Below are 16879 nucleotides of genomic sequence, written 5' to 3'. Positions count from 1 at the left end.
TCGTCACTTGAGCCTGCTGGAAGCGAGGATGGACACGAGGTGGAGCACGGTCTGGAGCAGCGCGATACCGGCGAGCACCGCGACGCCGAGCCGCGAGAAGAACAGATCGCCGCGGACCGAGTCCACGATCGCGAGGGCCAGGATCAGCAGGGACGCCTCGACGCCGAGGACCAGCCGGTGGAACTTGAGCGCCGCGGCGGCCTTACGGGCCAGCGCCATGCCGGAGGAGCGCGGCTCGGCGGCCGACTCCTTGACCGGCGCCATGCCCTGCTGGTGCCGGGCCACGCCGACCAGGTCCGTCTCCGCCTTGATCAGGATCGCGCCGAGGGCGGCGAGGGTGCCGAGGAAGGCCCAGAGCCAGTCGATGCGTCCGCCGCCCCACAGGTCGGCGGCGCGCAGACCGAAGCCGACCAGGACCGCGGCGTCGCACAGATAGGCGGCGACGCGGTCCAGGTAGACCCCGGACATCGAGTACTGCTTCTTCCAGCGGGCGATCTCACCGTCGACGCAGTCGAACAGCAGATACAGCTGGACCATCACCACGCCGAGCACGGCGCCCCAGATCCCCGGCACCAGCAGTGCCGGGGCGGCGAGGGCACCGGCGACGGTCATCACGTAGGTCAGCTGGTTGGGCGTGACCTTCGTGTTCACCAGATGCCGGTCGATGCGGAGGGAGACCTCGCGCATGTAGAGCCGACCGGCCCAGTGCTCGCCGCTCCGCCGGTCCTTCACGCCCGGAGGGTGAACGACCGGCCGGAGTTCAGCTACGGATGGTTTTGGCATAGTCGGCGTATGCGTCCCTGATCTCGTCGGTGGACAGGTCCAGGTGTTCCAGGATGGTGTACCGGCCCGGCCGGGTCTTCGGGGCGAACTCGACGACCTGGACGAACTCCTCGTCCGTGAAGCCGATCTCGCCCGGCGTGACCGGCAGGCCGTGCCGCTGGAGCGCCTCGACCATCAGCGCGGACGTCTCCGCGTCGCCGCGCAGGTGGGTGGCGAAGGCGGCGCCGAGGCCGCACTGCTCGCCGTGGCTCGCCGCCCGCTTGGGGAAGAGGATGTCGAAGCCGTGGTTGATCTCGTGGCAGGCCCCCGAGGCCGGCCGGCTGTCGCCCGCGACGGACATCGAGATGCCGGTGAGGACGAGGCCCTCGGCCAGCACCTGGAGGAAGTTGTCGTCACCGACGCCACCGGGGTGGCGCAGCACGGCCTCTCCGGCCTGGCGCGCCATCGCGGCGGCCAGCCCGTCTATCGCCTCGCCGTTCTCCTGGTGGGCCAGCTCCCAGTCCGCGACCGCGGAGATGTTGGAGATGGCGTCACCGATGCCGGAGCGAACGAAGCGGACGGGCGCCTCGCGGATGATGTCGAGGTCGATGACGACGGCGATCGGGTTCGGCACCCCGTAGGAGCCGCGGCCCGCGTCGTTGTCGAGCGTGGCGACCGGCGAGCAGAGGCCGTCGTGCGACAGGTTCGTCGCGACGGCGACCAGCGGCAGGCCGATCCGCGCGGCGGCGTACTTCGCGCAGTCGATGATCTTGCCGCCGCCCAGGCCCACGACGGCGTCGTAGTGCCCCTTCTTCATGGCGTCGCCGAGCTTGATCGCGTCGTCGAGCGTGCCGCCGCCGACCTCGTACCAGTCCGCGCCGGGCAGCGCGGGGGACAGCCGCTCCCGCAGCCGGGCGCCCGAACCGCCGGAGATGGCGATGGCGAGCTTCCCGGATGCGGAGATGCGCTGATCGGCCAGGAGGCCCGCCAGGTCGTCCAGGGCGCCGGCGTTGATGTCGACGACGACCGGGGACGGAATGAGGCGGGTCAGTACCGGCATGCGATCTCACGGCCCTTCGCGAGGTCGTCGTGGTTGTCGATCTCGACCCACGTGACGTCGCCGATGGGGGCCACGTCGACCTGGAAGCCCCGGTTGACCAGCTCCTGGTAGCCGTCCTCGTAGTAGAGGTCGGGGTCGCGCTCGAAGGTGGCCTTGAGGGCGTCGGCCAGCTCGTCGGCGGCGGAGCCCTCGATGAGGGTGACGCCGATGTACTCGCCGGTCGCCTCGGCCGGGTCCATCAGCTTCGTGATCTTCTGGACGCCCTTGGCCGGGTCGGCGACGACCTTCATCTCCTCGTCGGCCAGCTGCTTGACGGTGTCCAGCGCGAGGATGATCTTCTGGCCGTTGCCGCGGGCGGCGAGCAGCGTCTTCTCGACGGAGACCGGGTGCACGGTGTCGCCGTTGGCGAGGATCACGTCGTGCTTGATGGCGTCACGGCCGCACCACAGGGAGTAGGCGTTGTTCCACTCCTCGGCCTTGTCGTTGTCGATCAGCGTCAGCTTGAGGCCGTACTTCGCCTCCAGGGCGGCCTGGCGCTCGTAGACGGCTTCCTTCTTGTAGCCGACGATGATCGCGACCTCGGTCAGGCCGATCTCGGCGAAGTTGCCGAGCGTCAGGTCCAGGATCGTCGTGTCCCCATCAACCGGCACCAGAGCCTTGGGCAGGGTGTCGGTGTAGGGGCGCAGACGCCGTCCGGCGCCGGCGGCCAGCACGAGGCCGATCATGCGGGTTCTCCTTCATCGTGTACGGCGGGTGCGCCGGTCTTCGCGGCACGCACCCAGAAGCGGATGCTCTCGACGAGCACCAGCAGGCCCAGCGCGCCTGCGAGGACCGCGAGCGCGAGGGGGAAATCGGAGGGGGACAGCGCGGCGGCGAGGACGGTGACCACGAGGATCCGCCCCTCGCTGCCACCGGCGGCCCGCACCAGCCACCGCGGCGGCGCACCGCTGCCACCGCGGATGCGGTAGACCGCGTCGTAGTGATGGTAGGCGACCGCCGCGACCAGCCCGAACGCCGCGGGCAGCGCGCCGTGCGCCCCGCTGCGGGCGGCGAGCACCAGGATCGTGACGTACTCGGCGACGCGCAGGAACGGCGGCACCAGCCAGTCGAGGGCGCCCTTGAGCGGGCGGGCCACGGCGGCGCCGGTGAGCAGCGCGGCGCAGCAGGCCAGACCGACGGTGAGCCAGGAGGCCGGGCGGTCCTCGAAGACCACCGCGACCAGCAGGACGGCGGCGGCGAGGAAGGCCATGACCGGGGCGAGGAACGAGCCGGTGCGGCCGCGTCCGCGCACGGGGCGGGCGATCAGCTCGGCGAGCGCGCCGGTGTCGGCGAGGTCGGCGAGCGCCCGGGCGGCGCGGTCGGTGCGCCGGGCCCGGCGGGTCAGCGAGCGCAGCACGCGCCCGGCGGTGGTGTAGCAGGCGGCCAGCGCGCAGCCGATGAGCAGGACGTAGAAGACGATGCGGGGTGTGGTGCAGGCGGTGAGCACGGCGATCAGGGCCCAGCGCTCACCGATCGGCAGCACGATCATGCGGCGCGCCCAGACGGTCCAGCCGACGCTGTCGAGCCGGTCGGAGAGGGCGGCGGTGGGGCTGGTGTTGGCCGTCGCGTCGTGGTTGGCCTCGTTGAACGAGAAGTCGACGACATGGCGGCAGGTCTGGAGGATCATCGCGCCGAGCGCCAGCGCCCAGACGTCGTCGCCGCCGCGGGCGGCGCCCAGGGCGAGACCGGCGTAGTAGGCGTACTCCTTGGCGCGGTCGAAGGTGGCGTCGAGCCAGGCGCCCATCGTCGAGTACTGCAGGGAGTAGCGGGCGAGCTGCCCGTCGGTGCAGTCCAGGACGAAGGAGAGGAGTAGCAGCACACCGGCGGCGACGAAACCGCCGCGGGTGCCGGTGGCGGCGCAGCCCGCCGCGATCAGCGCGGTGAGCAGCGAGGCGGTGGTGACCTGGTTCGGGGTCAGTCCGCGCCGGGCGCACCAGCGGGCGAGGTAGCGGGAGTACGGGCTGATGCAGTGGGTGGTGAAGAACCCGTCGCGGGACTTGACCGCGCTGCGCAGCCGGACCGCTTCCTCGTCGACCGCGGCGACGGCCTCCCGGGCCTCCTCGCGGGTGGCCGGGGTGAGCGGGACGGCGGCGACCAGGCTGCCCGGCTCGATGCGCGTCAGGCCGATGTCGGCGTGGTCCAGGGCGTCGGTCAGGGTGCCGGTGAGGACGTCGGTGAGGTGGGCGCTCCCGGCGCCGACCGGGATCCGGGCGGCCGCGCGGTCCAGCGCGGCGCGGGCCTCGGGCTGCGCGGTGAGCGCGCCCTCGACGGCGGCTGCCGGGAAGCGGGGGTCGGTGAGCGCGAGGCGCAGGGTGTGCCGGTGGCCGACGAAGCGGGGGTCCACGACGGCGATCCGCTCATGGGCGGGGACCGCGGCGATCAGCTCGGCCGCGGACGCGGGGTCCTGTGCCGTACGGATGTCGAAGCCCAGCGCGCGCAGATCGCCTTCGAGCGGCGACCCGGCGACCGGCGGACCGGTGAGGATGGCGGTCGACAGACGAACTCACTCCTTGAATGCTGACAAGGCCGCGCCGTCCGGTCCGCATTCGGCACGAACTACCCGGGCAGTGGGCGCGGCACACCTCGCCCCGTGGGGCCGGTGGCACATCGGCAGAGGCTATCGGATGCGGGTTGAGGCCGTTCACCGCGGATTCACCGCACGATCGGGTGACCGACCGCTGCGCCTGCCGCGATCATCATGGTGGATCGGGCGGTGCCGGAACAACTGGCGCCGGGGGCGACGGCACGTTTCGGCGCCGGTTATGCGGGGGCTGGTCACGGGTGGTGCGGGTTGATCCGTGACGCGTCCGGCACCTCCGGCCCACCTCGCAGGTGCGCTGGTCAGCGGCGTGCGCCGGTCCCCGGCCGGGGCGCGCGGGGTGTGGACCTTCTCACGGGCCGGGCGGAGCCGGACGAGCCGCCGGGCAAGGCGGCGCCCGGCACACCACCGCGCGCCGCCTGAACCGTGCCGGGTACCGCGGTGGGGCAGACTTGGCGTCGAAGACCGACGACAAGGATGGGCATGCCGATCACACCTGCCAACGGACAGACCGCCGAGCGCGCGGCGGTGACCGCGCCGGACGGCGCCGCCGGGCCGATCATGCTGGAGCTGGTCGACGAGGACGGCACGACGATCGGCACCGCGGAGAAGCTCTCCGCCCATCAGGCCCCCGGTCAGCTGCACCGCGCGTTCTCGGTCTTCCTCTTCGACGAGCAGGGGCGGCTGCTGCTGCAGCGCCGGGCGCTGGGCAAGTACCACTCCCCCGGCGTGTGGTCCAACACCTGCTGCGGCCATCCGTACCCGGGCGAGAAGCCGTTCGCGGCAGCCGCGCGCCGTACCGCGGAGGAGCTGGGGCTCGCGCCGTCGCTGCTGGCGGAGGCGGGCACGGTGCGCTACAACCACCCGGACCCGGCCTCCGGCCTGGTGGAGCAGGAGTACAACCACCTCTTCGTCGGTCTGGTGCGGCAGACCCCGGAGCCGGATCCGGCGGAGATCGGCGAGATCGCGTTCGTGACGCCGCAGGAGCTGGAGAAGCGGCACGCCGAGGGGCCGTTCTCGGCGTGGTTCATGACCGTGCTGGACGCGGCGCGTCCGGCGGTGCGGGAGCTCACGGGAGCCGCGGCGGGCTGGTAGACGGCCCGGCGGGCGGCCGGGCCGCCAGCGGGAACTCCACCCAGACGATCTTGCCGCCGCCGGGGGTCGGGGCGACGCCGCAGGCGCCCCCGGCCTCCGCGGTGACGGTCTTGACCAGCCACAGTCCCCGGCCGCCGAGGTCGCCCGCGTCGGCTTCGAGCGCCTTCGGGCAGTAGGGGTGCAGATCGGCGACGGCCAGGCGGAGCCGTCCGTCGCCGATGTCGAGGTGGACCGCCAGCTCCGGGGAGAAGTGGGCGGCGTGCCGGACGGCGTTGGTGACGAGTTCGGAGACGATCAGCAGCAGGCCGTCGCGGACGGCGGGGGCGAGGGGCACCCGCCGTTCGGCGAGCAGGTCCCGGACGGCGTGCCGGGTCCGGGGTACCGATGCCGTGTCGAGCGGTGCGGTGAAGCGCCAGGTGCCGTGGTGGGCAGGGGGCGCGGTCAGTTCCTCGGGGGATTCGGCGGGTGGTCCGGGAGGGGTCCTCACAGGTCGAGTGTGGGGACCGGGGCCGGTCCGATCCGGCCCACTGAACGTAAGTCAGCGTCAATCGACGCTTCCCGACCGATTCGGCGCGTTTTCCTTACTCGGATGACCGGTCTTGTCGTTTCTGCTTCTTCGTCAGGGAGCTCCAGGGCGCGGTGGACGATCGTTCCGAGCCATTCGCCACGCCGTACCCCGCCGTGCCCGGCCCCTGGCGTCCCTCCTCGACCATGCCGACGATCCGGCGGCCACCGAAGCCCATCGCGAAGAGGCCGAGTCCGTCGAAGAGCAGCGCGAGGGAGATGAAGATGCCCAGCACATAGCGGCTGCTGTGCGGCCAGTCGGCGAGCACCAGGATGCCCAGCAGAAGGTCGAAGGCGCCCTGCACCAGCGTCCAGCCGAACTGCGGTCCGCGTACCACCACCCCGCCGACCAGCCGGAAGACGCCGCCGGTGAGGAAGAGCAGCGCGGCGAACATGGTCAGCGCCGCGGCGGCCACATCGGGGCGGACGATCACCACGACACCGGCGGCGAGGTTCAGCGCCGCGACGATGACCGCCAGCCAGACGAAGTTGGTCCCCCGCGACTGGAGGGCGTGGAGCAGCCCCACCGCGCCGCCGACCAGCAGCAGCCAGCCGAAGAGCAGCATCGAGGTGAGGGTGGCGACCCCGGCGTACACCAGGCCCACCGCGCCCGCGACGACGAGGACGACGCCGAGCGCCGTCAACCGGCCGAAGCCGCGGCCCAACTCGTCGGTGTGCCGCTGCTCGGGCGTGCAGTCACGAGCGGATCTGCGGATCATGTGCCGCCTCCTCGAAATGCCTGATTCGTCCGTGTATACCGCGTTTCCACAGAGGAGGCAGCGCGAACGGGCGACGGCATACGGGAACGGCGAAGGCCCGGTGCGTGGGCACCGGGCCTTCGTTTGTGAGTAGCGGGGACAGGATTTGAACCTGCGACCTCTGGGTTATGAGCCCAGCGAGCTACCGAGCTGCTCCACCCCGCGTCGGCTCGCACCACCCTACGGGCCGCCCGGCGCAGGGCCAAATCGGTGACCGGGGGCCGCCGCGTCACACCGCCCGGTCGGTGATCCTCCCGGCGTCGACCTCGATCCGGCGGGTGGTGTGCACCGCGTCCAGCATCCGCCGGTCGTGTGTGACCAGCAGCAGCGTGCCGCCGTACGAGGCGAGCGCGGACTCCAGCTGCTCGATGGCGGGCAGGTCGAGGTGGTTGGTCGGCTCGTCCAGGACGAGGAGGTTGACGCCGCGGCCCTGGAGGAGGGCGAGGGCGGCGCGGGTCCGCTCCCCCGGCGACAGGGTGTCCGCCGGGCGCAGCACATGCGCCGCCTTCAGCCCGAACTTCGCCAGCAGGGTCCGTACGTCGGCGGGGGCCGTCTCCGGGACGGCGGCGCGGAAGGCGTCCATCAGCGGGGCGTCGCCGAGGAAGAGGCCGCGGGCCTGATCGACCTCGCCGACCACCACACCGGGGCCCAGCGCCGCCGCGCCCGCGGTCAGCGGCAGCCGACCGAGGAGGGCGGCGAGCAGCGTCGACTTGCCGGAGCCGTTGGGGCCGGTGATCGCGACGCGGTCGCCCCAGTCGATCTGGAGGTCCACCGGGCCGAAGCGGAAGGTGCCGCGCCGCGCCTCGGCGCCGCGCAGGGTGGCGACGACGGCTCCGGCGCGGGGCGCGGCGGCGATCTCCATCCGCAGCTCCCACTCCTTGCGCGGCTCCTCGACGACGTCGAGCCGGTCGATCAGGCGCTGGGTCTGCTTCGCCTTGGCCGCCTGCTTCTCGGTGGCCTCCACCCGGCCCTTGCGGGCGATCTTGTCGTTGTCGGGGGCCTTGCGGCGGGCGTTGCGGACGCCCTTCGCCATCCAGTTGCGCTGGGTGTGCGCCCGCGCCTCCAGCGACGCCTTGGTGTCGGCGTACTCCTCGTACTCCTCGCGGGCGTGGCGCCGGGCCCGCTCGCGCTCCTCCAGATACGAGGTGTAGCCGCCGCCGTAGGTGTTGACCTGCTGCTGGGCGAGGTCCAGCTCCACGACGGAGGTGACGGTGCGGGTCAGGAACTCGCGGTCGTGGCTGACCAGGACCGTACCGGCGCGGAGTCCGGAGACGAACTCCTCCAGGCGGCGCAGTCCGTCGAGGTCGAGGTCGTTGGTCGGCTCGTCGAGGAGGAAGACGTCGTAGCGGGAGAGGAGGAGGGAGGCGAGGGAGGCGCGGGCGGCCTGACCGCCGGAGAGGGCGGTCATCGGGTGGTCGAGGCCGGTGGTCAGGCCCAGCTGGGCGCAGGTCTCCTCGGCGCGTTCGTCGAGGTCGGCGGCGCCGAGGGCGAGCCAGCGCTCCAGCGCGGTGGCGTACGCGTCGTCGGCGCCGGGGCGTTCGTCGACCAGCGCCTGGGTGGTGGCGTCGAGGTCCGCCTGGGCGCGGGCGACGCCGGTGCGGCGGGCGAGGAAGGCGCGGACCGTCTCGCCGGGGCGGCGGTCGGGCTCCTGCGGGAGGTGGCCGACGGTGGCGGTGGGCGGGCTGAGGGCGAGGGTGCCCTGCTCGGGGGTGTCGAGACCGGCGAGCAGGCGCAGCAGCGTCGACTTGCCCGCGCCGTTGGCGCCCACGAGTCCGATCACCTCGCCGGGGGCGACGACCAGATCGAGGCCGGAGAAGAGGACGCGCTCACCGTGGCCGGCGGTGAGGTCTTTGGCGACGAGAGTGGCTGACATCAGACCGTCGATCGTAGCGGCCCGGCGGGCGGCGGTCGCTCTAATATCCGGGCATGGAACCGGGCCTGGAAACGCATGTCAGCGACGGCACAGCGACCGTCGTCCTCCGTAATCCCGCCAAGCGCAACGCGATGACGCCGCGGATGTGGCGGGAGCTGCCCCCGCTGCTGGCGCGGCTGGCCGCGGACGGCGCGGTGCGGTCGCTGGTGCTGACCGGCGCGGGCGGCACGTTCTGCGCCGGGGCGGACATCGCCTCGCTGCGCGAGCACGCGGGCGAGGCGCAGCGGCTGGCGGTCGCGGCGGAGGAGGCGGTGGCGGCGTTCCCCCGGCCGACGCTGGCGGCGATACGGGGGCACTGTGTGGGCGGCGGGGCGCAGTTGGCGGCCGCCTGCGATCTGCGGTTCGCCGAGGAGGGCGCGGTGTTCGGGGTGACACCGGCCAAGCTGGGCGTGGTCTATCCGGCGTCCGGCACCCGGCGGCTGGTACGGCTGGTGGGGCTCTCGGCGGCCAAATATCTGCTGTTCTCGGGCGAGTTGATCGACTGTGCGCGGGCGCTGCGGACCGGGCTGGTCGACGAGGTGTGCCCGGCGGGCGGGCTGGCGGCGCGGGTCGCGGAGTTCACCGCGGTGCTGGCGAGCCGCTCGTCGATGACGCAGACGGCGGCGAAGGAGCTGACCGACGGCGCGTGGGACGTGCCGGAGGAGGAGGCCGCCCGCCGGGCCGCGCACTGGGCGGCGCGGGCGCAGGCGAGCGGTGACACGGCGGAGGGCGCCGCGGCGTTCCTGGAGCGGCGGAAGCCGCGGTTCGGTCCGGTGGGCTGAGCGGGCGCCGGGCGGACCGTACGCGGACCCGCGTGCGGGGCCGCCCGGCCACCGCGCTTCCCGCCATACCAACGGGTCGGTAACCTGCCGGGCATGACCTCTGCGACCACGCCGGACCTGCGCGCCGGACGGCACTGCCACAACGTCGTCAACCCGTTCCACTCGACCCACTACTTCTCCCCCGACCTCGGCGCCGAACTGGCGGAGATCGGGGTCGAGGGCCGCAGCCCCGGATACTTCGCCATCCGTTCCGCCGCCATGGGGGCGGTCGGCCCCGGCACGGTCACCGCGACGTTCTACAACTTCCACCACACCCTGGTCGCCCGGCACGTCCCCGCCGTCTGGGACGTCGTCACCCCCGAGGCAGCGCTGGCGGCGCGGCTGCGGGCGGTCGACCGTACGCTGCGGCGGCTGCTCGGCGAGGAGTTGCTGACGTCGCCGGAGATGGCCGAGGCCGCGGAGCTGGCGCTGCGCGCCGCCGAGGCGGGTGGCCGCGGCGCCCGCCCGCTGTTCGCCGCCCACGCCGATCTGCCGGTGCCCGACGCCCCGCACCTGGCGTACTGGCACGGCGCGACGCTGCTGCGCGAACACCGCGGCGACTCCCATCTGATCGCGCTGGTCGGTGCCGAGCTGGACGGTCTGGAGGCGCTGGTCACCCACAACGCCAGCGGCCGTGGCATGAGCTATCTGGGCATCATGCGCACCCGCGGTTGGTCCGCGGAGGAGTGGGCCGCGGCGCAGGAGCGGCTGCGCGGGCGCGGACTGCTGGACGCTGACGGCGAGTTGACCGAGGCCGGGATAGGGCTGCGCAAGGAGCTGGAGGACACCACCGACCGGCTGGACCGGGCACCGTACGCGCATCTCGGCGCCGCGGGCGTGGCGCGCCTGACCGAGCTGGGCGGGGCGTTCACGCAGGCGGCGATGGCGGCGGGCGCGTTCCCCGCGGAGCTGTTCGGCCGGTAGCCCGCCGCCCCGGGCGCCACGCCCGTCCGCCGTTCCCGTACGGGGGCGCCGGGCGGGCGTGCGCCTTCTCACAACCCGGCGCTCCCGGCCGGGCGGTGCGACACCGCGACCGCCGAACCTGCACAATGCAGGCTCAAGCGAGCGCGGGAAGGCGGGTCTGGTTCAACGTGACGGCATCCACCGAGGTCATGGTGTCCATCGAAGCGAGGATCGCCGGGGAGCTCGGCGTCAGGGAGCGGCAGGTGACGGCCGCGGTCGCGCTGCTGGACGGCGGCTCGACGGTCCCGTTCATCGCGCGCTACCGCAAGGAAGCCACCGAGATGCTCGACGACGCGCAGCTGCGCGCGCTGGAGGAGCGGCTGCGCTATCTGCGGGAGCTGGAGGAGCGGCGCACCGCGATCCTGGAATCCGTCCGCTCCCAGGGCAAGCTGGACGAGGCGCTGGAGGCGCGGATCCGGGGCGCGGAGTCCAAGGCGCGGCTGGAGGACATCTACCTCCCGTACAAGCCCAAGCGGCGGACGAAGGCGCAGATCGCGCGGGAGGCGGGGCTGGAGCCGCTCGCCGACGGGCTGCTGACGGACCCGTCGGTGGAGCCGCAGGCGGCCGCGGCGGCGTTCGTCTCCGCCGACAAGGGCGTCGCCGATCCCGCCGCGGCGCTGGAGGGCGCGCGGGCGATCCTCACCGAGCGGTTCGGCGAGGACGCGGACCTCATCGGTGAGCTGCGGGAACGGATGTGGTCGCGCGGGCGGGTCGGCGCGAAGGTGCGCGAGGGCAAGGAGGAGGCGGGCGCGAAGTTCGCCGACTACTTCGACTTCGCGGAGCCGTTCACCGAGCTGCCCTCGCACCGGGTGCTGGCGATGCTCCGCGGTGAGAAGGAGGAGATCCTCGACCTCGCGCTGGAGCCGGACGCGCAGCCCGTCGAGGGCCGTACCTCGTACGAGCAGGCCATCGCGGCGAAGTTCGGGATCGCGGACCGCGGGCGGCCGGGCGACGGCTGGCTGCTGGACACCGTCCGCTGGGCCTGGCGCACCCGCGTCCTGGTCCATCTCGGCATCGATCTGCGGCTGCGGCTGCGGCAGGCGGCCGAGGACGAGGCGGTCCGGGTCTTCGCCTCCAACCTGCGCGATCTGCTGCTGGCGGCGCCCGCCGGGACGCGCGCGACGATGGGTCTGGACCCCGGTTTCCGTACGGGGGTGAAGGTGGCCGTGGTGGACGCGACCGGCAAGGTCGCCGCGACGGAGACGATCTACCCGCATGTGCCGCAGCAGAAGTGGGACGCGTCGCTGGCCACGCTGGCGCGGCTGGCGAAGGAGCACGGCGTCGAGCTGATCGCGATCGGCAACGGCACCGCCTCCCGCGAGACGGACAAGCTGGCCGCCGATCTGATCGCCGCGCAGCCGGAGCTGAAGCTGACGAAGGTGATGGTCTCCGAGGCGGGCGCGTCGGTCTACTCCGCCTCGGCGTTCGCCTCGCAGGAGCTGCCCGGGATGGATGTGTCGCTGCGCGGCGCCGTCTCGATCGCCCGGCGTCTCCAGGACCCGCTGGCCGAACTCGTCAAGATCGACCCGAAGTCGATCGGCGTCGGCCAGTACCAGCACGACCTGTCCGAGGTGAAGCTGTCGCGGTCGCTGGACGCGGTGGTCGAGGACTGTGTGAACGGCGTCGGCGTGGACGTCAACACCGCCTCCGCGCCGCTGCTCTCGCGGGTCTCCGGCATCAGCTCGGGGCTGGCCGAGAACATCGTGACGCACCGCGACACCAACGGCCCCTTCCGCTCCCGCAAGGCGCTCAAGGACGTCTCGCGCCTCGGCCCGAAGGCGTACGAGCAGTGCGCCGGGTTCCTGCGGATCCGCGGCGGCGACGACCCGCTGGATGCCTCCAGCGTGCACCCGGAGGCGTACCCGGTGGTGCGCCGGATGGCCTCCGCGGCGGGCGGCGCGGTGGGCACGCTGATCGGCAACGCCACGGTGCTGCGGTCGCTGCGTCCGGCCGATTTCGTCGACGACGCGTTCGGGCTGCCGACCGTCGGCGACATCCTCCAGGAGCTGGAGAAGCCGGGCCGGGACCCGCGTCCGGAGTTCCGGACCGCGACGTTCAAGGACGGGGTGGAGAAGATCGGCGACCTGACGCCGGGGATGGTCCTGGAGGGTGTGGTCACCAATGTCGCCGCGTTCGGCGCGTTCGTGGACGTCGGCGTCCACCAGGACGGTCTGGTGCATGTCTCCGCGATGTCGAAGACGTTCGTCAAGGACCCGCGCGAGGTGGTCAAGCCCGGCGACATCGTGCGGGTCAAGGTCCTCGACGTCGACATCCCGCGCAAGCGGATCTCGCTGACCCTGCGGCTGGACGACGAGCCCGGGCGCGAGGCGAGGGCCGGGGGTGAGCGGCGCGGCGGCGGTGAGCGCCGGGAGGGGCAGCGGCCGGACGGCCGACGCTCCGGCGGGCGCGGCGGCGCGCCCCGGTCGGGCGGCGGACGCGGCGGCGACCGCCGGGGCGGGCAGGGTCCGGCGCCCGCCAACGACGCGATGGCCGACGCGCTGCGCCGGGCCGGTCTGCTCGGCGGCGGCGAGGGCGGCAACGGCAGGCGCCGCTGAGCCGGGGCGCCGGACCCTGACGTACGGAGGCGGGGCCTCGCGGGTTGTCCGCGGGGCCCCGCCTCCGTGTCGTGGCCGGGCAGCGCGGGTCCGGGCCGGGCGGCCCGCTCAGAGTGCGCCCGTGTGCCCCCGCATCCGTTCCAGTTCGGCGGCGACGTCGGTGAGCGTGGCGCAGTCCGGGACGGGCGCGACCGGGCGGTCGTGGAGGTGCGGCAGTCGGTGGCCGGGGTCGGCCAGCGCGGCGGCCATCGCGGACAGCGCCTCACCGAGCCGGGCCGCCTCCTCGGGGCTGGGCCGCCGCGCACCGTGGTCGATCCGGATCGCGGCGGCGGTCGCGGCGTCCACGATGCGTTCGGCGGCGGTGAGGATCGCGGGCCAGTCCGGGTTGCGGTCGCGGGCGGCGAGGAGTTCCGCGGTGGCGGTCTCGGCGGCCGTGCGGGCCTGGCCCAGCGCGTGGTAGGCGTTCCGGCGCAGCGCCAGCCGCTCCGCGGTGGTCCCGGCGCCGGGCTCGGCCGCCAGCACATGCCGCAGATACGCCTCCGTGGCACGCAGCGCCGACACCGCCCGCTGCGCGATCCGGCGGCGGGGATCGGCCAGCCGCGGCAGATGCCCGACGACGAGGACGATGCCGCAGGCGATGGCGGTGTCCGCGATCCGCTCCCCCGCCGCCTGCGGGTCGCCGCCCACCCAGACGAACGCCAGCACCATGAAGGTGATCGCCGAGGTCTGCAGCGCGAAGTGGCGGGTGGCGAACGGCAGCACCGCGCCGCCGATGCCCGCGGCCAGCGCCGGCCACCAGGAGCCGGGCAGCACCGCGCTGCCCAGCGCGAAGACCAGGACGCCCGCGACGGTCCCGGCGAAGCGGTTGACGGTCCGCGAGAACAGCGGCCCCAGATCGGGCTTGACCAGGAAGGTCGCGGTGGCCGGGAGCCAGTACCAGTGCACGGGGTGGAGCAGCAGCGCGACCGCGGTGCTGGCGCCGATGCAGACGGCGACGCGCAGCCCGTAGTCCCGGGCCGCGGGCCCCAGCAGATCGCGGCCCCGCCGGGTACGCCGGTCCAGGAAGCCGCGGATCCGGCCGGGCCGGTCGGACGGCGCCGCGGATCCGGGCACCGCGGCCACCGCGCCCGGCTCCGCCGCCCCGTACGCCGGTGACGGCTCGGACCGGGCGAAGACGACGGCCGCGGCCAGCAGCGCGCGGTCGAAGGCGCCGCGGGCGGCCGAGTTGTTGGCGGGAGCGGAGAGGCGGCCGGGGGCCTCCCCGGTGCGCAGCGCCGCGGCGAACCGGCGGGGGCTCTCCGCGACCGCGGCGGGCAGCGGCCGTCCCTCCCACAGGAGCGCCACGCTCGCCTCGCAGAGCGCGGCCGCCGCGGCGAACCGCTCGGCCAGCAGCGCCTCTTCGGTACGGACCGTGCGGCGCAGCAGCCGGTCGGTGAGGCGGCGCAGCCGCAGCGCCTCGTCGGCCCGGTCCAGGGCCGAGGTCAGGCGGCGCCGGGCCGGTTCCGCGCCCTCGCCGCCGACCGCGGCGAGCGCGTCGGACAGTGCGTCGAAGACGGCGGCGACGGCGGCCCGCTCACCGCCGAGCGGGCCACCGGGCGGCCGGGGCGAGCGCAGCACCAGCCGCAACAGCAGCAGCCAGGCGCACCCGGCGAGGACGTAGAGGCTCTTCGCCCAGGGTGAGCCGGGCAGCGGCATCCCCGCGCCGAGGACGGCGGTGGCGAGCATCTGCACCCCGGCGGTCGAGCGGACCGGTCCGGCCACGCTCGCGGCGCCGGAGACGAAGGCGACGGCGCAGAGCGCGGGCACCGTCCACCATCCGGCGTGCGCGGACTGCAGCGAGGCGCCGATCAGCGTGCCGAGGCCGCAGGCGAGGGCGGGCAGTCCGATGTGGACCATGCCGGTGCGCCGGGTGCCGGGCCGGTCGTTGACCCCGGCCATCATCGAGCCGAGCCCGGTCAGGACGCCGGGCGCCGGGTGGCCGGTGGCGATCCCGGCGCCGAGCAGCGGGCCCGCGCAGAGTGCGCCGCGGACGACGGCGGGCCACGGCACGGGCAGCCGCTGCCAGCGGAACGGGTGGGCGAGCCAGACGGGAACGGCCCGCGGGGCGCGGGGCATGTGCCTCCTCAGTCGACGGATGACGAACACGATCCGAGGGGCGACATCGGCCGACGGTGCTGGTCTCCAGCCTACGGTCTGCCCCCGACCTGCGACGTTCCCCCCACCGCGCGCCGCCGCGCGCGCCCCGCGTCCGCGCCCCGGATCACCCGCTCGCGTGGGCCGTCCGTGGGCGGGCCCGCTCTCGCCCGTTCGGACGGCAGCCGATAGCGTCCAGGTATGACGAGCGAGGCGAACGACATTCTGGTGATCGGTGGCGGTGTCATCGGTCTGACCTCGGCCATCACGCTGGCGGAGGGCGGCTACCGGGTGCGGCTGGTGAGCCGGGACCCGGCCGCCGACTCCACCTCCGCGGTGGCCGGCGGGCTGTGCTGGCCCTACCGCATCCGGCCGCACGCCCCGGCGGTGCGGTGGTCGCTGCGCGGCTTCGAGGTCCTGGCGCAGCTCGCCGAGCGGCCGCGGGAGACCGGGGCGCGGATGGTGGCCGGGACGATGACCGAGCCCGCGGCGCCCGGCGGGCCGGACGCCGGTGCCGATCCGCTCGCCGCCTGGTACTCCGCCGTGCCGGGGCTGCGCCGGGCCCGCCCGGACGAGGTGTCCGAGGGCCACACCGGCTGGCGTGCCCTGACCTCGCTCGTCGACATGCCGACCCATCTGCACTACCTGGAGGAGCGGTTGCGCGCCGCGGGCGGTGTGGTGGAGCGCGCCACGTTCACCTCGCTCACCGAGGCGGGCCAGGAAGCCGCGGTGGTGGTGAACTGCTCCGGTCTCGGCGCCCGCGAACTGGTGCCGGACCCGCAGGTCCACCCGGTGCAGGGCCAGTTGGTCGTGGTGGCCGACCCCGGCGTCGAGGAGTGGTACGTCTCCGCCGCCCCGGGCGCCGCGGACACCACCTACGTCCTGCCGCAGCCCTACGGCGTGGTGGTCGGCGGCACCGCCCATGAGCACGCCTGGTCGACGGAGCCCGACCCGGCGGTGGCCGAGGCGATCGTGGCGCGCGCCGCCCGCCGGTTCCCCGCGCTGGCCGACGCCGAGATCCTGGCGCACCGGGTGGGCCTGCGCCCGGCCCGCCCCGCGGTCCGGCTGGAGGGCGAGCGGCTGCCCGGCGGCGCCTGGTGCGTCCACAACTACGGCCACGGCGGCGCCGGCGTCACCGTGGCCTGGGGCTGCGCCGACGAGGTCGGACGGCTGGTGCGGGAGGTTCCGGTCGCGTAGGTCCTGGCTTCACCTTCCCGCCGCGGCCAGGAAACGGTCCCGCGGCGGGACCCCGCACATGGCGCGACCGCCGGGCCGGGCCCGGCGGTCGCGTCGCTCACGGTGTCACACCCGTCCGTCAGACAGGCCCCATCCCGGACATGGTGCAGGAGCCGGGGACGGTGTGGAAGCCATGACCCTTGTGGGCGAGACGCTTCCGGTAATCCTTCTTGGCCTTCGCCTCCGCCTGTGCACGGCTGCCCGCCTTCCCCTTGCCGGTCAGATACAGCACCAGGTGCGAGTCCTTCTTCGACCTGATCGCACACTTGTAGGCGGCCGTCCAGGTGCCTGTCGTGTACACCGTGCCGGTTGTCAGCTCGGCGGCACCGGCCCCGGAGGCAACCGGCAGCACCGACGCCGTCACCGCACCGACGGCGAGGGCCGCACGAAAACGCCACTTCATCTGCTTCTCCCCGTTTGCTTCCCGTACGCGGGCAAGTGG

At 74.0% G+C, this 16879-nt stretch carries 14 protein-coding genes and 1 tRNA gene; 5 read left to right on the top strand and 10 right to left on the bottom strand.

Going from position 1 to position 16879, the window contains the following annotated elements:
- Positions 1 to 3: 3 nt before the first annotated feature.
- From IF23_RS0126115 to IF23_RS0126100, 4 genes are read right to left on the bottom strand one after another with little or no spacing between them, the layout of a single operon-like run.
- Positions 4 to 783, bottom strand: a complete 780-nt coding sequence (locus IF23_RS0126115) for a CDP-alcohol phosphatidyltransferase family protein (protein ID WP_078654269.1) — start codon at positions 781 to 783, stop codon at positions 4 to 6.
- The gene (locus IF23_RS0126110; RefSeq protein WP_030287802.1) at positions 761 to 1822 is read right to left on the bottom strand and encodes an iron-containing alcohol dehydrogenase family protein; all 1062 of its coding nucleotides are present in this window, start codon (positions 1820 to 1822) and stop codon (positions 761 to 763) included. The genes IF23_RS0126115 and IF23_RS0126110 overlap by 23 nt, the downstream gene beginning before the upstream one ends.
- On the bottom strand, positions 1810 to 2547 hold the full coding sequence (locus tag IF23_RS0126105; protein ID WP_030287800.1) for a phosphocholine cytidylyltransferase family protein: 738 nt from the start codon (positions 2545 to 2547) through the stop codon (positions 1810 to 1812). The genes IF23_RS0126110 and IF23_RS0126105 overlap by 13 nt, the downstream gene beginning before the upstream one ends.
- Positions 2544 to 4358 (bottom strand): DUF5941 domain-containing protein, encoded by a 1815-nt coding sequence (locus IF23_RS0126100; RefSeq protein ID WP_030287798.1) that lies wholly within the window; start codon positions 4356 to 4358, stop codon positions 2544 to 2546. Before IF23_RS0126100 ends, IF23_RS0126105 begins: the two co-directional genes overlap by 4 nt.
- 525 nt (positions 4359 to 4883) lie before the next feature.
- Between IF23_RS0126100 and idi the strand changes: the two genes are divergently transcribed.
- A complete protein-coding gene (idi, locus tag IF23_RS0126095; RefSeq protein WP_030287796.1) occupies positions 4884 to 5495 on the top strand; it encodes an isopentenyl-diphosphate Delta-isomerase in 612 nt (203 codons plus the stop codon).
- On the opposite strand, the gene IF23_RS0126090 is transcribed toward idi, so the two are convergent.
- The 4 genes from IF23_RS0126090 to IF23_RS0126075 all read right to left on the bottom strand — a co-directional run bounded on the left by IF23_RS0126090 (position 5470) and on the right by IF23_RS0126075 (position 8690).
- On the bottom strand, positions 5470 to 5982 hold the full coding sequence (locus tag IF23_RS0126090) for an ATP-binding protein (RefSeq protein WP_030287794.1): 513 nt from the start codon (positions 5980 to 5982) through the stop codon (positions 5470 to 5472). The genes idi and IF23_RS0126090 overlap by 26 nt on opposite strands.
- Positions 5983 to 6076: 94 nt before the next feature.
- Complete coding sequence (locus IF23_RS0126085) at positions 6077 to 6778, bottom strand: HdeD family acid-resistance protein (RefSeq protein ID WP_030287792.1); 702 nt, start codon at positions 6776 to 6778, stop codon at positions 6077 to 6079.
- A gap of 130 nt (positions 6779 to 6908) precedes the next feature.
- Positions 6909 to 6982, bottom strand: a tRNA-Met gene (locus tag IF23_RS0126080).
- 64 nt (positions 6983 to 7046) lie between these two features.
- On the bottom strand, positions 7047 to 8690 hold the full coding sequence (locus IF23_RS0126075) for an ABC-F family ATP-binding cassette domain-containing protein (protein WP_030287790.1): 1644 nt from the start codon (positions 8688 to 8690) through the stop codon (positions 7047 to 7049).
- Positions 8691 to 8743: 53 nt separating this feature from the next.
- On the opposite strand from IF23_RS0126075, the gene IF23_RS0126070 reads away from it, so the two are divergent.
- The 3 genes from IF23_RS0126070 to IF23_RS0126060 all read left to right on the top strand — a co-directional run bounded on the left by IF23_RS0126070 (position 8744) and on the right by IF23_RS0126060 (position 13068).
- Positions 8744 to 9511, top strand: coding sequence for an enoyl-CoA hydratase/isomerase family protein (locus tag IF23_RS0126070; protein ID WP_030287788.1), 768 nt, complete (start codon positions 8744 to 8746; stop codon positions 9509 to 9511).
- Between the two features lie 93 nt (positions 9512 to 9604).
- Positions 9605 to 10474: an SCO6745 family protein gene (locus IF23_RS0126065; protein ID WP_030287786.1), complete on the top strand. Its 870-nt coding sequence runs from the start codon at positions 9605 to 9607 to the stop codon at positions 10472 to 10474.
- 188 nt (positions 10475 to 10662) lie between these two features.
- Positions 10663 to 13068, top strand: a complete 2406-nt coding sequence (locus tag IF23_RS0126060; RefSeq protein ID WP_030287784.1) for a Tex family protein — start codon at positions 10663 to 10665, stop codon at positions 13066 to 13068.
- A 108-nt stretch (positions 13069 to 13176) separates the two neighbouring features.
- On the opposite strand, the gene IF23_RS0126055 is transcribed toward IF23_RS0126060, so the two are convergent.
- Entirely contained in the window at positions 13177 to 15183 is a 2007-nt protein-coding gene (locus IF23_RS0126055; RefSeq protein ID WP_030287782.1) for an FUSC family protein, read from the bottom strand.
- A 219-nt stretch (positions 15184 to 15402) separates the two neighbouring features.
- Here IF23_RS0126055 and IF23_RS0126050 point away from each other — a divergent pair, with 219 nt between their 5' ends.
- Positions 15403 to 16398: an FAD-dependent oxidoreductase gene (locus IF23_RS0126050; protein WP_030287780.1), complete on the top strand. Its 996-nt coding sequence runs from the start codon at positions 15403 to 15405 to the stop codon at positions 16396 to 16398.
- Between the two features lie 118 nt (positions 16399 to 16516).
- Here IF23_RS0126050 and IF23_RS0126045 read toward each other — a convergent pair whose 3' ends face one another.
- Entirely contained in the window at positions 16517 to 16840 is a 324-nt protein-coding gene (locus IF23_RS0126045) for a hypothetical protein (protein WP_030287778.1), read from the bottom strand.
- Positions 16841 to 16879: the final 39 nt, after the last annotated feature.

The organism is Streptomyces catenulae (assembly GCF_000718015.1).
GTDB classification, from domain to species: Bacteria; Actinomycetota; Actinomycetes; order Streptomycetales; family Streptomycetaceae; genus Streptomyces; species Streptomyces catenulae.
The sequence above is the reverse complement of the archived record's forward strand: the minus strand, read 5'-3'. Positions and strand labels throughout refer to the sequence as shown.

Coding starts and splice junctions, on each gene's coding strand:
- IF23_RS0126075 (WP_030287790.1), bottom strand. CDS start 8,690: ATGTCAGCCACTCTCGTCGCCAAAGACCTCACCGCCGGCCACGGTGAG.
- IF23_RS0126105 (WP_030287800.1), bottom strand. CDS start 2,547: ATGATCGGCCTCGTGCTGGCCGCCGGCGCCGGACGGCGTCTGCGCCCC.
- IF23_RS0126070 (WP_030287788.1), top strand. CDS start 8,744: ATGGAACCGGGCCTGGAAACGCATGTCAGCGACGGCACAGCGACCGTC.
- IF23_RS0126050 (WP_030287780.1), top strand. CDS start 15,403: ATGACGAGCGAGGCGAACGACATTCTGGTGATCGGTGGCGGTGTCATC.
- IF23_RS0126110 (WP_030287802.1), bottom strand. CDS start 1,822: ATGCCGGTACTGACCCGCCTCATTCCGTCCCCGGTCGTCGTCGACATC.
- IF23_RS0126045 (WP_030287778.1), bottom strand. CDS start 16,840: ATGAAGTGGCGTTTTCGTGCGGCCCTCGCCGTCGGTGCGGTGACGGCG.
- IF23_RS0126085 (WP_030287792.1), bottom strand. CDS start 6,778: ATGATCCGCAGATCCGCTCGTGACTGCACGCCCGAGCAGCGGCACACC.
- IF23_RS0126115 (WP_078654269.1), bottom strand. CDS start 783: ATGCCAAAACCATCCGTAGCTGAACTCCGGCCGGTCGTTCACCCTCCG.
- IF23_RS0126060 (WP_030287784.1), top strand. CDS start 10,663: ATGGTGTCCATCGAAGCGAGGATCGCCGGGGAGCTCGGCGTCAGGGAG.
- idi (WP_030287796.1), top strand. CDS start 4,884: ATGCCGATCACACCTGCCAACGGACAGACCGCCGAGCGCGCGGCGGTG.
- IF23_RS0126065 (WP_030287786.1), top strand. CDS start 9,605: ATGACCTCTGCGACCACGCCGGACCTGCGCGCCGGACGGCACTGCCAC.
- IF23_RS0126055 (WP_030287782.1), bottom strand. CDS start 15,183: ATGCCCCGCGCCCCGCGGGCCGTTCCCGTCTGGCTCGCCCACCCGTTC.